Source organism: Paenibacillus sp. CMAA1364, from assembly GCF_054373195.1.
Map to the genome: position 1 here is coordinate 1 of NZ_JBITNB010000006.1, position 14,462 is coordinate 14,462.

Consider the following 14,462-nt stretch of genomic DNA (forward strand, 5'->3'; position numbering starts at 1 on the left):
AACTTTTACAAGAGAGGTATATTTTCATTTACACAAACTTCTTGACGCTCCCTCCATTAATCAAGGGATACAAAGTGTGAAGGGTAAGATTTCTGAGGTGAATTATAATATTATTGAAATATTGAATGGAAATAAGAAGATCAACGAGGCGATATCAAGCATCTCTGCTGTCTCTGAAGAGACTTTGGCGAGTACGGAGGAGACAAGCTACACGATGGAAGAACATGCTAAGAAGGCTAAGCGTGCTCAAGAACTGGTGAATCAACTTTTAAGTACATCGACAGAAATGAGAGAATTAAACGCTAAATAACTACAAGTTGAAGAAAAAAAGGGCGTGCACTCACAACCATATTACTTGGTTATGGGGCACGCTCTTTATAATGATGGCGAAAAAGTGAAGTCTTATAAATTACGAATGAGATTGTGCTGCATGCATGCCCGCAGTATAACCTGTAGAGAATGCAGCAGTGATGTTATATCCACCTGTATACCCATGAATATCTAGAATCTCTCCACAAAAAAATAATCCAGGCATCAATTTTGATTCCATCGTTTTGGGGTTTACTTCTTTCAAGTGTACGCCACCTCCGGTAACGAAAGCCTCTTCAATCGATTTCGTTCCAATGACATGGAAGCTGAATCTTTTGAGTAAGTTTATAAATTCTAGCCATTGGTTCTTTGGTAAATGTGCGTAAGTAATATCTCCATCCAGTTCAGCCTTCGAGAGAAGGATTGGAATCATCCGTTCAGTGAGACTGCCCTTGAGTACGTTCTTCAAAGCTTTCTTAGGATCAGATTCGAGGCGATCCCTGAGAAGTTGATCGAGCTGTGCTATGGAGTAATCAGGAAAGAGATCCGCAGACATCTCTACTTGCTTAACGTTAAATTTCTTTTGAACCTGGCGAATAAATTGACTACAGCGAAGCGCAATCGGACCAGATAATCCGAAATGAGTGAATATGAAATCACCTCGATGATGAATCACTTGTTTACCTTTGGGGTTCCAGACAGATAGTTCCACATCACGTAAGGACAGCCCTTGAAGCTCACGTGATTGAATCCATTTCTCTTGTGAGATGATAGGGACTTCAGTGGCATATAACTCTGTAATGGTATGCCCTGCAGCTTCAGCCCAAGGATAACCATCTCCCGTTGAACCCGTCTGAGGAACCGATTTGCCACCTGTGGCAAGAATGACACGCTTCGATCTCATCTTCTCACCGGATACAAGTCTCACACCAGAAGTGTGTCCATGCTCATATAGTACTTCTGCGACAGGACTATGCGTACTAATCTTGACACCGAGTTCTCTTATTTCACCAAGTAAGGTGTTGACAACACTTGAAGCTTTATCTGTTATCGGGAACATTCTCCCGTGATCTTCTTCTTTTAGCGCGATACCTAGATCCTCAAAGAATTTCATAATATCCTGATTGTTAAAATGACCAAATGCACTATATAAAAAGCGACCATTACCTGGAATATGTGCAATAAGCTCTTCTGTCTCTTTGGCGTTCGTAACGTTGCAACGACCACCTCCGGAAATGCCTAGCTTACGACCTAACGTATTTCCTTTATCAAGCAGTAAGACGCTAGCCCCATGTCTAGCTGCTGCTACACAAGCCATAAGTCCAGCAGAACCTCCGCCAACAACAATAACATCGTACTTCATCACGTAATCTCCTTTTGCAGTAAACCCCTTTTATCCATAGGATAATTGATTCTATATGAATCATAACAAAAAGAGAGAGCCTACAACAACCAAGTTGAAGAAATAATGGAAGATCTATTCACCGTTACAACTTGCTTTCAAACAAACACAATAGGTATAATCATAGTAATGATTTCAATTTTAACTAATTATTGAGGAGTGAATAAGAATGGCTATGTCTTTTGATCGATATATGCAAGATATGATTCAACCGATGAGGAATGAATTAACAAGTCTAGGAATTAAGGAACTCTTGACTCCTGAAGAAGTAGAGAGTCATATACCTAATGCTCAAGGAACAGCTTTAATCGTTATCAATTCAGTGTGTGGTTGTGCTGCTGGACAGTGTCGTCCTGGTGTAGCTATGGCCTTGGAACATAGTGTTGTGCCTGATCAATTGTATACGGTGTTTGCTGGGCAAGAGAAAGAAGCAACAGCTAAAGTACGAGAGTATTTCGCGCCATATGCACCATCATCCCCATCCATAGCGCTTATGAAAGATGGAGAACTTGTTCATTTCATAGAACGTCAGCAAATTGAAGATAGATCTGCACAAGATATTGCAGCTGAATTAACAGATGCTTTTGACCGTTTGTGTAAGTAACTGCTCTACACATGTGAATGATGAACCCCGAAGTTGTAGTATTTTTGCAACTCCGGGGTTTTGAATATCATCATGAGTTTATTATCCTTAAGAATAGGAGTGTGTATGTCATGAGTTTACAAGAACAGATTATTGCTGAGTTGGGTGTGAAACCTACTATAAATGAAGAGACTGAAGTTAGAATGCGAGTAGACTTCCTGAAGGATTATGTTAAAAAGGCAAGCTCTACTGGATTGTTAATTGCGATTAGTGGTGGGCTTGATAGTGCAGTTGCTGCTGGCTTATGCAAAATGGCAACAGATGAACTGTCCATTGAGACGGGTCAAGATTACATGACACTTGGTGTATTTCAACCATATGGAACACAAGAAGATATTGATCACAGTTACGATGTTGCCAAGGCATTCGAACTTAAGCATACGATAGAGACGAATATTGAAGACACCGTAACAGAAGTGGCGTTAGAAGTAGAACAGGGATTGAAGTCCCTTGGCATCCATCGTCATATGACACACCAGGGCAAAGGTAATGTCAAAGCTAGGTCTCGTATGGTGATGCAGTATGCGTTATCCTTTGAATTGAACTTAATTGTTGTAGGGACGGACCATGCATCGGAATCGATTACTGGGTTCTATACGAAGTGGGGAGATGGTGCAGTAGATATTACACCGCTTAGTTCACTGAACAAACGCCAAATACGCAAGATAGCTTCCTTCATTGGTGTGCCACAACCTATCATTGATAAAGTCCCTACTGCTGGGCTATGGGATGGTCAGACAGATGAAGCTGAACTCGGACTTACCTACGAGGAGAATAGTGATTATCTAGAGGGGAAAGAGATTTCGCCAGAATCCCAAGAGAAGTTGGAGAAGATATACGTAAGAACAGCACATAAACGTAATGCTATACCTGGAATATAAGGGTACTTAATGAAGATAGGATGGAGTGTGCGCTGGAGACAGATGTGCACTCTATTTACGTTATATGAGTTATAATAAAGTTGTTATCAGAGGATATGCGCGGAAGGTGTGTGATGTAGTGATATACGGCATTGGCCATGATGTGCTTGAGATTACGCGAATTGAGAGGATATTGACTGGGAGAAATGGACAAGCCTTTATAGAACGTGTATTAACATTGCAAGAGTATCAAATAGCCCAACGTCGTGGCAAGAAAATAGCAGAATTTACAGCAGGAAGATTTGCGGCCAAGGAAGCGATAGTCAAAGCATTTGGCTGTGGCATAGGTGCGATTATTCATTTTAAGGATATCGAGGTGCTTCCGGATGCCTTAGGAAAACCAATGGTTCATTTAAGTAAGGAAGCATGGAAGAGATTGGACTTACCCATAGAGCTGAAAGATTATGCTATCCATTTGAGTATTACACATCAGAGGGAACTTGCTTCTGCGTTTGCAGTTGTAGAGGAGCTATCCTAGCTTAGTGTATGTAAGGTCTGGAAAGCTACGTTGAAATAGCAGGAAGATAAGGAGAAGTAGTATGTTTAATGTTGAACAACAACGCTATTTCAGTGAGCATCTGCTGGAATGGTATCTTGAGAATCGACGGGATTTACCGTGGCGTCGCCATAGTAACCCTTATTATATTTGGATATCTGAAATTATGCTTCAACAAACACGTGTAGATACCGTTATTCCGTATTTCAATCGATTTATTGAGAGGTTCCCCACGATTGCAGATCTAGCCAATGCACCGGAGCAAGATGTGTTGAAGTGTTGGGAAGGGTTAGGTTACTACTCTCGTGCGCGAAATTTGCAGTACGCCGCCCAACAAGTATTAGATTTACATGGAGGCCAAGTGCCAAGTGATAAGGAGAGTGTGCTTGCGCTAAAGGGCGTCGGTCCATATACGTCAGGAGCCATTCTCAGCATTGCATATAATCAGCCAGAACCTGCCGTGGATGGTAACGTCATGCGAGTGCTATCCAGATATTTCTTAATTGAGGAAGATATTATGAAAGGCAGTACACGTACTCTAATGGAAAGATTGGTCGTAGATTTAATCCCGGAGGGGCAAGCTTCTCACTTCAATCAAGCTCTGATGGAACTTGGAGCGTTAGTATGTACACCCAAGTCACCATACTGCTTAACCTGTCCAGTTATGGAGCACTGCGATGCTAGAATTGCCGGTAAAGAGCTTGAGCTACCGATCAAGTCCAAGAGTAAACCCCCTCGCCCAGAACAGCGAATCGTTGGATTGATTGAAGGAAAGGGCATTCATGCCGGACGTATACTGATTAGACAGCGACCAGAGAGTGGACTACTAGCGCGAATGTGGGAGCTTCCGCATTTCTTATCGCCCATAACACAGAAGGAAAGACTTACAGATTCGTATGCACAGGATATATTAGATAAAGCGTTACTAGAAGAACAAATACCAGCTATACCGATGGAACACTTCATGGATATTGAGCATATATTCAGCCATATTCGCTGGAATCTACAAGTGTACCATTGTGAAGAGTTAGCATCATTGCTTGTAGCAGAGAGCAATGAAACGTACGCTGTCGATTCATTAGAAATAGGAGACCCCGCAACGGAGTACCGTTATATTAATGAACAAGAGATGGCATTATATGCTTTTCCTAATGCGTTCCTGAAGATCATCAATCATTTCTTTGAAAGCGATGGACGATAAGTTTCAACGCTACCCTATACAATGCCAAACAACCCGCCATCCATAAGGAAGGCGGGTTGTTTGAATATTAGTAGAGTATGGAATTACTTCGCAGCAGCAAAAAGTTTGCTAACCGCATCCCAGTTCACTACGTTCCAGAAAGAAGCAATATAATCAGGACGTTTGTTCTGATATTTCAAGTAGTAAGCGTGCTCCCATACATCAAGACCAAGAATAGGAGTTAAGCCTTCGCTAAGCGGGTTATCTTGGTTCGGTGTGCTTGTCACAGCTAGTTTGCCGTCTTTGCCAACAACCAACCATGCCCAGCCACTACCAAAACGAGTTGTAGCTGCTTTAGCAAAATCTTCTTTAAATTTATCAAGACCACCAAGATCACTATCGATTGCTTGTGCTAATTCGCCAGATGGATTACCGCCACCCTTAGGACCAATAGTTTCCCAGAACATGCTGTGGTTCGCATGTCCACCACCATTATTACGAACAGCCGCGCGAATCTCTTCAGGTACGCTTCCTAGGCCTGTAAGCAATTCTTCAATCGTTTTATTCTGAAGTTCAGGAGCTTTCTCAAGCGCTGCATTCAAATTAGTAACATAAGCATTATGGTGACGGTCGTGGTGAATTTCCATTGTTTGTGCATCGATGTGCGGTTCTAACGCATCGTTTGAATAAGGAAGAGCTGGTAGTTGAAATGTCATGGTAAATTACCTCCAATGTAATGTTTAATAATCAAAATCTATGAACAAAGGATACTTGAGAGTATCCTCTATACAACATATGTAAATATCGAGATGAAATAAGTCAATGCACAAAAAGGCTGTTGCAAATTTTATTTGTATATATTATTAAACCGTATTTAACAGATTAAATCAACATATATGTTTGTAAAGTCGCCTTGAACTTTTTTGTTCCACAAAATATAATATATGTTAACCCATTGTGAGAAGAATGATACATCATTTAATATAATTGTGTGAAATCACGAGATAAATATAATAAATCGTAGATATTAAGCGCTTTCATAAGAAAATGAGTGTATTTTGAAGATATTTGTGGTTTAATGGACTAGCAATGTCAATTTTAGCTTACGTATTATAAATACTAAATTCGAGATGAATGTAAAAGTTTTAACATTAGCTTTTATGTGAATGATCGGATTATGCTAACGAAAAGGGAGATTTATACTATGCATGTTCGTTCCTTTCAGTTAAATGACTGTACGCCAGTAACTGAACTTCTTCAGGTTTCATTATCAGAGGAGTGTTTCGAAAGTACGATTCAACCGTTCTCAAGGCAACTTCAATGGGATTCAGATCTCATCATGGTGGCAGAGGAAGACGGAGAGATTGTAGGTACTTTGATTGGTACAATTGAGAATAATCACGGATGTTATTTCAGAATTGCTATTCATCCAGATTATCGACGCAGAGGCATTGGTAAAGCTCTAGTTACAGCTATGGAGCAACGCTTCAAACAGCGTAAGGTAAGTCGTATTCTAATCGCTGGAGATGAACAGAATCGTTTCGCTATGCCATTGTTTGAAACAATGGGTTATGGAGCAAATAAGATTATGGAGGCATTCCAGAAGCTTAGCATCGTGTCACATGTGTGAAATATTAATATTATCGTTACATATAACAATTTGATTCTTCTCACTATATAAAGCATATCGTGCAACCGTCACATAAGACGGAGCAGATATGCTTTTCTATTGTATGCGGATTTGAAAATATAAGAACATATAAGATACACTAAGTAGGAAGTTAAAACATGCAATTATTTATTTAGAAGAGGTGCGATATGAATAACAATGAATCCATAGATCATCATAATGCCGATATCTCGTTAGATAAAGCACATAAACCCGGTTGGAAGGCGGAGTTATGGGACTGGTTGAAGACGATTGTAGTTGTCTTTGTCGTTATGTCTTTGCTGAATGTATTTGTATTTAATTTATCGATGGTAAAAGGACAATCTATGCAACCCACTTTGGAAGAAAAGGAACGCTTATTCATTAACAAAATAATATATACGTTCTCTACACCTAAAATGGGTGACATCGTGGTGTTGCGTGATCCAAGTCTGGATGATAGTAAGAAGGACTTCTTAGTGAAGCGTGTCGTTGGCATTCCTGGTGATGTGGTTGAGGTTAAGGAACATCAACTATACGTAAATGGTCAACTACAACAAGAAGCATATATTGATATAGTGATCGAAGATGCAGATTTCGAGGCTGTTCACTTAGCAGAGGATCAATACTTCGTAATGGGCGATAATAGACATCTGGGAGAGAGTAAGGATAGTCGTTATTTCGGGAGCGTATCATCAGATTTAATCGTGGGAAGGGCAGAATTCATATTTTGGCCGCCACTTAAAATCGGAGGATTATAATTCATAGTAGATAAGGAGGCGTTAGGAAGATGACGATTGAACATGCACAGACTCACTCACCATATGCTCCTACGCCGTCCTTTTGGGAGCAACTTAAGAAAGAGATTCAGTTAGCTGCTCCTAGCTTAGGTATTGATGATATTGGTTTTGCTACTGCGGACCCTTTTGTATCACTAAAGGCAATCCTACAGGAACATCGTACCAAAGGTTATGAGTCAGGCTTCGAAGAACCTGATTTGGATAAGAGGGTAACCCCTAGTTTAGCATCTTCACAGCCTGCCTCACTGATTGCAATATCCGTTGCCTATCCTTCCAAAATGATGAATCCTCCAAAGTCAGAGCCAGGTGCATATCGAGGTATATTAGCAAGATCTGCGTGGGGAAGAGACTACCATTATGTATTGCGTGAAGCAATGGAGAAGCTAGATAACTTCATTAGGGAGCGCGTGCCAGAAGCGGTTATTGAGAGCATGGTAGATACAGGAGCACTTGTTGATCGTGCGGTTGCTCAGCGAGCAGGCATTGGATTTAGCGGTAAGAACTGCCTTATTATTTCACCTAAATGGGGCTCGTGGATATACTTAGGGGAGATGGTTACCAATATCCCCTTTCCTCCCGACGTGCCCGTAACGGAGGATTGTGGGGAATGTACCAAATGTATTGATGCATGTCCTACAGGGGCGCTAGTCGGACCTGGACAGCTCAATTCACAGCGTTGTATATCGTTCTTAACACAGACCAAAGGTCTGTTGGAAGAACAACAAATGCTGAAGATTGGGAATCGTCTGTATGGTTGTGATACATGTCAGATTGTATGTCCCAAGAATCGCGGCAAGAACTGGGAACATCATAAGCAGTTGTTACCTGATCCTGAGATTGCCAAGCCTCTTCTTCTTCCCATACTTGACCTTAGTAATCGGGAGTTCAAAGAAAGATTTGGTGAGAGCGCGGCGGCTTGGAGAGGAAAGAAGCCTATGCAGCGTAATGCTATTATCGCGCTAGGTAATTTCAAAGATCAATCTGCTATTCCTAGATTAGAACAAGTGTTGTTGAAGGACCCTCGTTATGAAATGAGAGGGACGGCTGCCTGGGCGTTGGGACGAATAGGGGGCGAAGATGCCTTCAATAGTCTGCTAAGGGGATTGGCTGCGGAACAAGAGGAGCCAGTGTTGCGGATGATGACAGAAGCCAAGAATAAGATCCAATCGGCTCATATAGAAATGAATAAAGAATTGCACTCCGAGGATTAATGTCATGGGAGGATTGCGTACCCATAGCCTTGCAAGAATACCGTACTTCTACGAGAAGTGCGGTATTTAAGCTACAAATATCAACCCTCTATACCGATAATCCTTATGTAGGAATAGTTACATGGGCATAATATAAGAAGATAATGGTTTAAATGGAGGAACAATCATGAGATATGTAAACATAAGTGAGATAGAAGCAGGGCAGTTCCTCGGTAAATCTGTATATTCTGGAAATGGAACTGTACTATTATCAGCAGGTGTTCAACTTACAGTATATATGGTAAACACATTGAATCGAATTGGTGTAACGATGCTGTATATTCAAGACCCGCTGTTTGATGATGTGGATGTTGAAGACGTACTTCAAGAAGCGACTAAGCAAAACCTGATTCACGGACTGAATGATACATTTGAATCTGTACGATCAGGCAAAGAATTGGATGCACAAAGAATTGGAACAAGTATTGATATGCTGTTAACGGATGTCATTAATCATAAAGAATTACTAATTGAATTAACAGATATTCGTACGCTGGATAACGCACAATACGTACACGCCATGAATGTCTGTTTATTATCTACAGTCATGGGTATTAATATGGGGCTGAATTTCCTTCAGGCCAAAGAATTAGCTGTAGGAGCTTTGTTGCATGATCTAGGTAAAAGTGGATTATCAAGCGAGAAAGAGATATCGCCAAATATTAGAGAACATCATACATGGCGTGGGTTCGAGAAGATTAAGCACAAGCGCGATTTCAATTTGAAGATAGCCCATGTGGCGTTACAGCATCATGAAAGGGTAGATGGATTAGGCATACCACGTGGATTGTCAGGTGACGATATTCATATTTATGCTAGAATTGTTGCCGTAGCGAATATGTATGATCATTTGATAAGTAAATTAAATGGCAATAAGGGGTTACTTCCTCACGATGCGTGTGAAGAAATGATGGCGATGTCGGAACAGGAATTAGATAGAGAAGTGTTAATTCAGTTCACGAGAACCGTCTCCGTTTATCCTAACGGTACATCTGTACGATTATCTACCAAAGAGACTGGTGTAGTTGTTCGTCAACATAGAGGGCTTCCGGGTCGCCCTGTTGTACGGATTATAAATGGCGTTGGTAACGAACTAGATATTAAGGAACTAGATTTAGCTCAGGAGACCACCGTCTTTATTGAGGTGGTACTGGCATAGAAATATATTTGCTAGCCATTAACGGACATGCTATGATATGTTCGTATGAATTCAAGCAACATTATTAATTGTAAATGTCGAGGTGGCTAAGAATGGATATTGCAATTCCTATTATTACTTTAATCGTAGGATTAATTGGTGGGTTCTTCATCGGTGTATTTTACTTGCGCAAACAGATGGAGAAGATGCAAAGTAATCCCGAAATGATTCAAAAGATGGCCAAGCAGATGGGTTATAATCTGAATGGTAAACAGATGCAAAAGGCACAACAAATGATGAGAAATCAGCCGGCCATTCCGAAGAAGGGTCAAAACCGCAAAGGTAAGTAATCTTTCTAACTGGATGTTGCGGTCGAGAGAGGAAGAGATATTGTGGCTGGAATAAAGGACTATTCAAATACAAATGTAAGCAAGAATCGTGAGCAAATAGAGTATCACATGGAGAAGATATTAGATCTGATCGGTGAGGACACGAAACGCGAAGGATTGATAGAGACACCAGCAAGGGTTACTCGCATGTATGAGGAGATTTATTCGGGCTATGAAGTCGATCCTCGAGATGTGCTAGGTGTGACATTTGATGAGAATCATGAAGAACTTGTTATTGTAAAAGATATCGTATACTACAGTCAATGTGAACATCATATGGCTCCATTCTTTGGGAAAGTTCATATCGGATATATCCCAAGTGGTAAAATTGCTGGATTAAGTAAGTTTGCTCGATTGGTAGATGCATTAACTCGTCGTTTGCAAGTACAGGAGCGAATTACATCTCAAATTGCAGATATCATGGATGAGGTGTTGCAACCTAACGGTGTCATGGTTGTTGTCGAAGGTGAACATTTATGCATGTGTGCTCGTGGTGTGAAGAAGCCTGGTAGTAAGACGATAACATCTGCTGTAAGGGGTGTGTTCCGTGAAGACGCCGCATCACGTGCGGAGTTTCTATCATTGATCAAAGACTGAGCATCCTCATTGTATTTATACAATGAAATAATATGAGTAACCAAAAGGACACTATCGCTAAGATAGTGTCCTTTTGGTTACTCATATTTCGTTATAAAGTCTTAGAAGAGGTTAATCCTCTAGAATGGTCTTATTTAAGGATATTCTTAATCTTCCAAGAAAGGATGAGACACGGTTTAAATATTCACGAGAATGTTCGCGGTAAATAAGTTCATGGTGGCTATTCTCAACAATCCATACATCAGATAGCGGATTGGTCTGATTGGAGGCGAAGGATTCAGCAATTTCATACGGTGCCTTCACATCCTTCGTTCCATGTATGAACAGAATGGGATAAGCATAATCCTTATTCTTCACTTGTTGGTAAGGAATCTGATTCAAGCGGGTACCATTTACTAATGGGAACAAGGTTTGTAATATTTCCAATGAGGGATGTCTTGGTAAATTAATCTGATTCTTAATATTATGATAGAGTGTGTCTGGCTCTAAGAGGAAAGTGCTATCAAGAATCATAGCATCAATATCCTTTGTTAGGAGACCTGTCTGTAAGGCTGTTCCAGCGCCCATAGAGAATCCCCATACGATAAGTTGTTCTGCGTCATGTTCTTTGGCGAACTTTACCGCGCCTAGTAATTGTTGCGTTTCGATCTTGCCACCTGTTGCAACATCTTTGTTATATTCCGCTGCGAATCCATAATCGAACATCAATACATTATAATTAAGACTATGCGCATAATGAGCCAGATCATACATAGGGACCCAAGATTCTTCACGATTTGCGCCATAGCCATGGCTGAATATAATCGTCCTCTTTGATCCTGAAGAAGGAATATACCAACCTTGCATCTTACGACTATCATCGAGTGCTGGGAAGGTGACATTCTCATATTTCATAGATTTAGCTTGAAGCGGATTAGAGTATAATGGTGCAACTGTTGGATTGGATAACACCCATGCAATATAAGCATGTAATGCAACGAAACAAAAGATAAGGAAGAATATTGTCGATATAATCAATGCAACGATGATATGTTTTAGGCGGATGAAACGTCTTGAAGTTAATGTGTTGGGCTTATGAATAGACTGAGAGCCTAGGCCATTCGTATTAGATAGTGTGTTCATATATGGCCTCCCCTGTTATCTTATTTATCCTATGCCCCGACGGAATTAAAGTCAATCTACTTCCTACAATTGTTAGCTGATTGTAATATATAGACTTTGATGATGATATTACATATAATTATGTAACCATGTTTCACGTGATGAAACCAAAAGAAAGGGTGATTCATTTTGGAAAATCGCAAATTGACGGTCCGATCTGTTGATCGGGCACTTGATATATTATTGTGTTTCACAAAGAATGATAACCTAGGACTGACGGAAATTGCAGGACAAATCAGTCTTCATAAGAGTACAGTTCATCGATTGCTTTCTACACTCGAGGAGAAGGGATTTGTTACAAGAGATAAATCCACAGATAAGTATCGACTGGGTATGCGGGTGTGGGAATTATCTACACATTTATCGCACAATGACGATCCGGCCATATTGTTATTGCCAGCGATGGAGAAATTGAGAGATCGATTAGGCGAAACGGTTAGTCTTTATCTACGTGAAGGAAACGAAAGGCTTCGGATACAAGCTGTGCAGAGTAACCAGGCGATTCGACGAGTAGCCAATGTAGGCGCAAGATTACCGTTATATGTGGGTGCATCAAGTAAAGTGCTTGTGGCATTTGCTACAGCGGAGGAACAGGCTGTTCTATTGAAAGATGGTGAATGGTCTTCATTTGTAAATCTTAATAGTTATATGAAGCAGTTACATGAAATCCAAGCGTGTGGTTATGCTACAAGCTTTGAAGAAAGAGAACCTGGAGCAGCAGCTATCGCCGTTCCCATCTTTAGAAGAGATGGATGTATCGCCGCAGCATTATCTGTATCAGGTCCAGTGAATCGTTTGTCTCTGGATACACTAGATGGATATGCTTCTGTCGTTGTAGAAGCAGCTCGCGATATGGGATTGATGTTCTCATAATAAAGAGGCAGGACCTTACGCCATACAGATGGTGTGGGGTCCTGCCTCTTTATTAGTATTTATACATGGGAGAAACTTAGTTCAGTAATAGAGAAATAGTGATGATGACAGCAGGGATTGCTATAAGAAATAACCAGCCTATCGGTCTGGCGAAGTTGACTGTCCATCCAATCCCTGTTCTTTTCTCAATCCATACGGAGGGATCTTGTGGGTTGTAATAGAAGCTACCGAGCTTCCAATACTTATCATCGTTTATCGGTTGGGCATTAGAATATGAAGTTGATCTACCTAAACGGCTACCTCCTTGGCCCAAGCTAAATGACAATACGAGAGCACCTAATACCATAACAGTTGTGATCAGAATAGTAACCAATCCAACCATTTGGGAATTTAGTTCAAATAGCATATTCAATTGAATGAAAGAGAACATTAATACGATCAGTAGACCTGTGATGATCATGTATAGCGACCATGCGCGACGAAAGATCACATTTTGTCGTAACGATTCTTGGGGATTACTTATATTGAGCTGTTGTTTGCTATTGTGAATAGTCCAATTAATGAAGATGAATAGTAGTGTCATGATGAACTGCATCATATTTAGACCCAATACGGCGATATAGGACTTATCCACACTTCTTGTGACATTTCCTTGTAGGTCGAATTGCATGGCTAATGTATCTGGGAACTGATGATAATATGTCCAAGCCAGTACAGCGCTACTTATCGTAATTCCGAGATGCAGGAGGAACCATGTGTTAGAGAAGATAAGCTTCTGCTGTCTAAATCCTGTATCAATAGAAAGTATTGTCTTGTTAGGTGCATCTGCCATTGGATGTTCTAACTTGAATTTTTTCATCTTAAAATGAAATGCCAGGTGAAGTAGAATTGAACCTACAACGAGTATTCCCGCAGAGCATGCGATAATCAATTCGAGTGTAAACGATTTGCTAACTAAGACGCTAATCAGACCGATGATAAGAATTAGTGTGTAGAGAATGGCGCTACTACAGGCATACTTCTTACGTAACTTGCGTAATGGCTTGCTGTGATACATTTCTTCACTAACGGATATCCCGAAACTCACGGTATTTCGAGTGAAGTAGGGCATGAAGATAATAGCAATAGAGATGGGTAGGAACATGAGAAGTAGAATAAGAGTGGATAACCAATCCATTAGTCATTCTCCTTTCTTGGTTTAGATATTTCGCTATATATCTGATCTGTGATATGTAGAATTTGATCTTTGGTCATGCCTCGGCATATCGCATCTGCTAGAATCGGCTTAAGTTGATTGTACTGCCTCAAAAGATTCTCAGGGTCCATTGCTGGCATCCCATCTGGTTGAATGACGACTCCCTTTTGCCTATGAATCTGAATGAATCCTTCTTGCTTGAGCAACGTGTAAGCTTTGTTCACCGTGTGTAAGTTGACACCAATATCAGAAGCTAGACCACGGACAGAAGGTAGTGATTCTCCCGGTTGTAGATCACCGCAGGCGATCCCCTCAATGATCCGATTCATTAGTTGTGTATAGATGGGCACATCGGATTGCATATCTAAATTAATAATCAAGGACTAACAACCTCCTATCTGTTATATTATGAATATAACAGATATACACCATTGGGTAAAGATGTATTGTTATCTATGTAT

16 protein-coding genes and 1 pseudogene are annotated in these 14,462 nt (G+C 40.6%); 12 read left to right on the top strand and 5 right to left on the bottom strand.

The window, feature by feature from the left end; all coding sequences use genetic code 11:
* Positions 1–310 (top strand): hypothetical protein (locus tag ACH8E3_RS06115; protein WP_458631735.1); only part of this gene is annotated, 310 nt, incomplete at its 5' end.
* A 99-nt stretch (positions 311–409) separates the two neighbouring features.
* On the opposite strand, the gene ACH8E3_RS06120 is transcribed toward ACH8E3_RS06115, so the two are convergent.
* Positions 410–1,672: a BaiN/RdsA family NAD(P)/FAD-dependent oxidoreductase gene (locus ACH8E3_RS06120; protein WP_458631736.1), complete on the bottom strand. Its 1,263-nt coding sequence runs from the start codon at positions 1,670–1,672 to the stop codon at positions 410–412.
* A 208-nt stretch (positions 1,673–1,880) separates the two neighbouring features.
* Here ACH8E3_RS06120 and ACH8E3_RS06125 point away from each other — a divergent pair, with 208 nt between their 5' ends.
* From ACH8E3_RS06125 to mutY, 4 genes are all read left to right on the top strand, one after another.
* Positions 1,881–2,315 carry a BrxA/BrxB family bacilliredoxin gene (locus tag ACH8E3_RS06125; RefSeq protein ID WP_458631737.1) on the top strand — a complete coding sequence of 145 codons (435 nt, stop codon included), beginning with the start codon at positions 1,881–1,883 and terminating at the stop codon, positions 2,313–2,315.
* A gap of 110 nt (positions 2,316–2,425) precedes the next feature.
* Positions 2,426–3,235, top strand: a complete 810-nt coding sequence (nadE, locus tag ACH8E3_RS06130) for an ammonia-dependent NAD(+) synthetase (protein WP_458631738.1) — start codon at positions 2,426–2,428, stop codon at positions 3,233–3,235.
* Positions 3,236–3,353: 118 nt separating this feature from the next.
* Positions 3,354–3,752, top strand: a complete 399-nt coding sequence (gene acpS, locus ACH8E3_RS06135) for a holo-ACP synthase (RefSeq protein WP_458631739.1) — start codon at positions 3,354–3,356, stop codon at positions 3,750–3,752.
* A 61-nt stretch (positions 3,753–3,813) separates the two neighbouring features.
* Positions 3,814–4,971, top strand: a complete 1,158-nt coding sequence (mutY, locus tag ACH8E3_RS06140) for an A/G-specific adenine glycosylase (protein ID WP_458631740.1) — start codon at positions 3,814–3,816, stop codon at positions 4,969–4,971.
* A gap of 83 nt (positions 4,972–5,054) precedes the next feature.
* Here mutY and ACH8E3_RS06145 read toward each other — a convergent pair whose 3' ends face one another.
* Positions 5,055–5,666: a superoxide dismutase gene (locus ACH8E3_RS06145; protein WP_458631741.1), complete on the bottom strand. Its 612-nt coding sequence runs from the start codon at positions 5,664–5,666 to the stop codon at positions 5,055–5,057.
* Between the two features lie 488 nt (positions 5,667–6,154).
* Here ACH8E3_RS06145 and ACH8E3_RS06150 point away from each other — a divergent pair, with 488 nt between their 5' ends.
* The 6 genes and pseudogenes from ACH8E3_RS06150 to folE all read left to right on the top strand — a co-directional run bounded on the left by ACH8E3_RS06150 (position 6,155) and on the right by folE (position 10,772).
* Positions 6,155–6,580, top strand: a complete 426-nt coding sequence (locus ACH8E3_RS06150) for a GNAT family N-acetyltransferase (RefSeq protein WP_458631742.1) — start codon at positions 6,155–6,157, stop codon at positions 6,578–6,580.
* A gap of 188 nt (positions 6,581–6,768) precedes the next feature.
* Entirely contained in the window at positions 6,769–7,359 is a 591-nt protein-coding gene (lepB, locus tag ACH8E3_RS06155) for a signal peptidase I (RefSeq protein ID WP_458631743.1), read from the top strand.
* A gap of 29 nt (positions 7,360–7,388) precedes the next feature.
* Positions 7,389–8,564, top strand: a pseudogene (gene queG, locus ACH8E3_RS06160) (tRNA epoxyqueuosine(34) reductase QueG); the annotation flags it as partial.
* Positions 8,565–8,775: 211 nt separating this feature from the next.
* The gene (locus ACH8E3_RS06165; RefSeq protein WP_458631744.1) at positions 8,776–9,807 is read left to right on the top strand and encodes an HD-GYP domain-containing protein; all 1,032 of its coding nucleotides are present in this window, start codon (positions 8,776–8,778) and stop codon (positions 9,805–9,807) included.
* 92 nt (positions 9,808–9,899) lie between these two features.
* Positions 9,900–10,136, top strand: a complete 237-nt coding sequence (locus ACH8E3_RS06170; protein WP_458631745.1) for a YneF family protein — start codon at positions 9,900–9,902, stop codon at positions 10,134–10,136.
* A gap of 42 nt (positions 10,137–10,178) precedes the next feature.
* A complete protein-coding gene (gene folE, locus ACH8E3_RS06175) occupies positions 10,179–10,772 on the top strand; it encodes a GTP cyclohydrolase I FolE (RefSeq protein WP_458631746.1) in 594 nt (197 codons plus the stop codon).
* Between the two features lie 111 nt (positions 10,773–10,883).
* On the opposite strand, the gene ACH8E3_RS06180 is transcribed toward folE, so the two are convergent.
* Positions 10,884–11,894, bottom strand: a complete 1,011-nt coding sequence (locus tag ACH8E3_RS06180; RefSeq protein ID WP_458631747.1) for an alpha/beta hydrolase — start codon at positions 11,892–11,894, stop codon at positions 10,884–10,886.
* Positions 11,895–12,062: 168 nt separating this feature from the next.
* Here ACH8E3_RS06180 and ACH8E3_RS06185 point away from each other — a divergent pair, with 168 nt between their 5' ends.
* On the top strand, positions 12,063–12,806 hold the full coding sequence (locus tag ACH8E3_RS06185) for an IclR family transcriptional regulator (protein ID WP_458631748.1): 744 nt from the start codon (positions 12,063–12,065) through the stop codon (positions 12,804–12,806).
* Positions 12,807–12,882: 76 nt separating this feature from the next.
* On the opposite strand, the gene ACH8E3_RS06190 is transcribed toward ACH8E3_RS06185, so the two are convergent.
* Together ACH8E3_RS06190 and ACH8E3_RS06195 are read right to left on the bottom strand one after the other, a co-directional pair.
* Complete coding sequence (locus ACH8E3_RS06190; protein ID WP_458631749.1) at positions 12,883–13,983, bottom strand: DUF1648 domain-containing protein; 1,101 nt, start codon at positions 13,981–13,983, stop codon at positions 12,883–12,885.
* Positions 13,983–14,381 (bottom strand): GntR family transcriptional regulator, encoded by a 399-nt coding sequence (locus ACH8E3_RS06195; RefSeq protein ID WP_458631750.1) that lies wholly within the window; start codon positions 14,379–14,381, stop codon positions 13,983–13,985. The genes ACH8E3_RS06190 and ACH8E3_RS06195 overlap by 1 nt, the downstream gene beginning before the upstream one ends.
* Positions 14,382–14,462 lie beyond the last annotated feature (81 nt).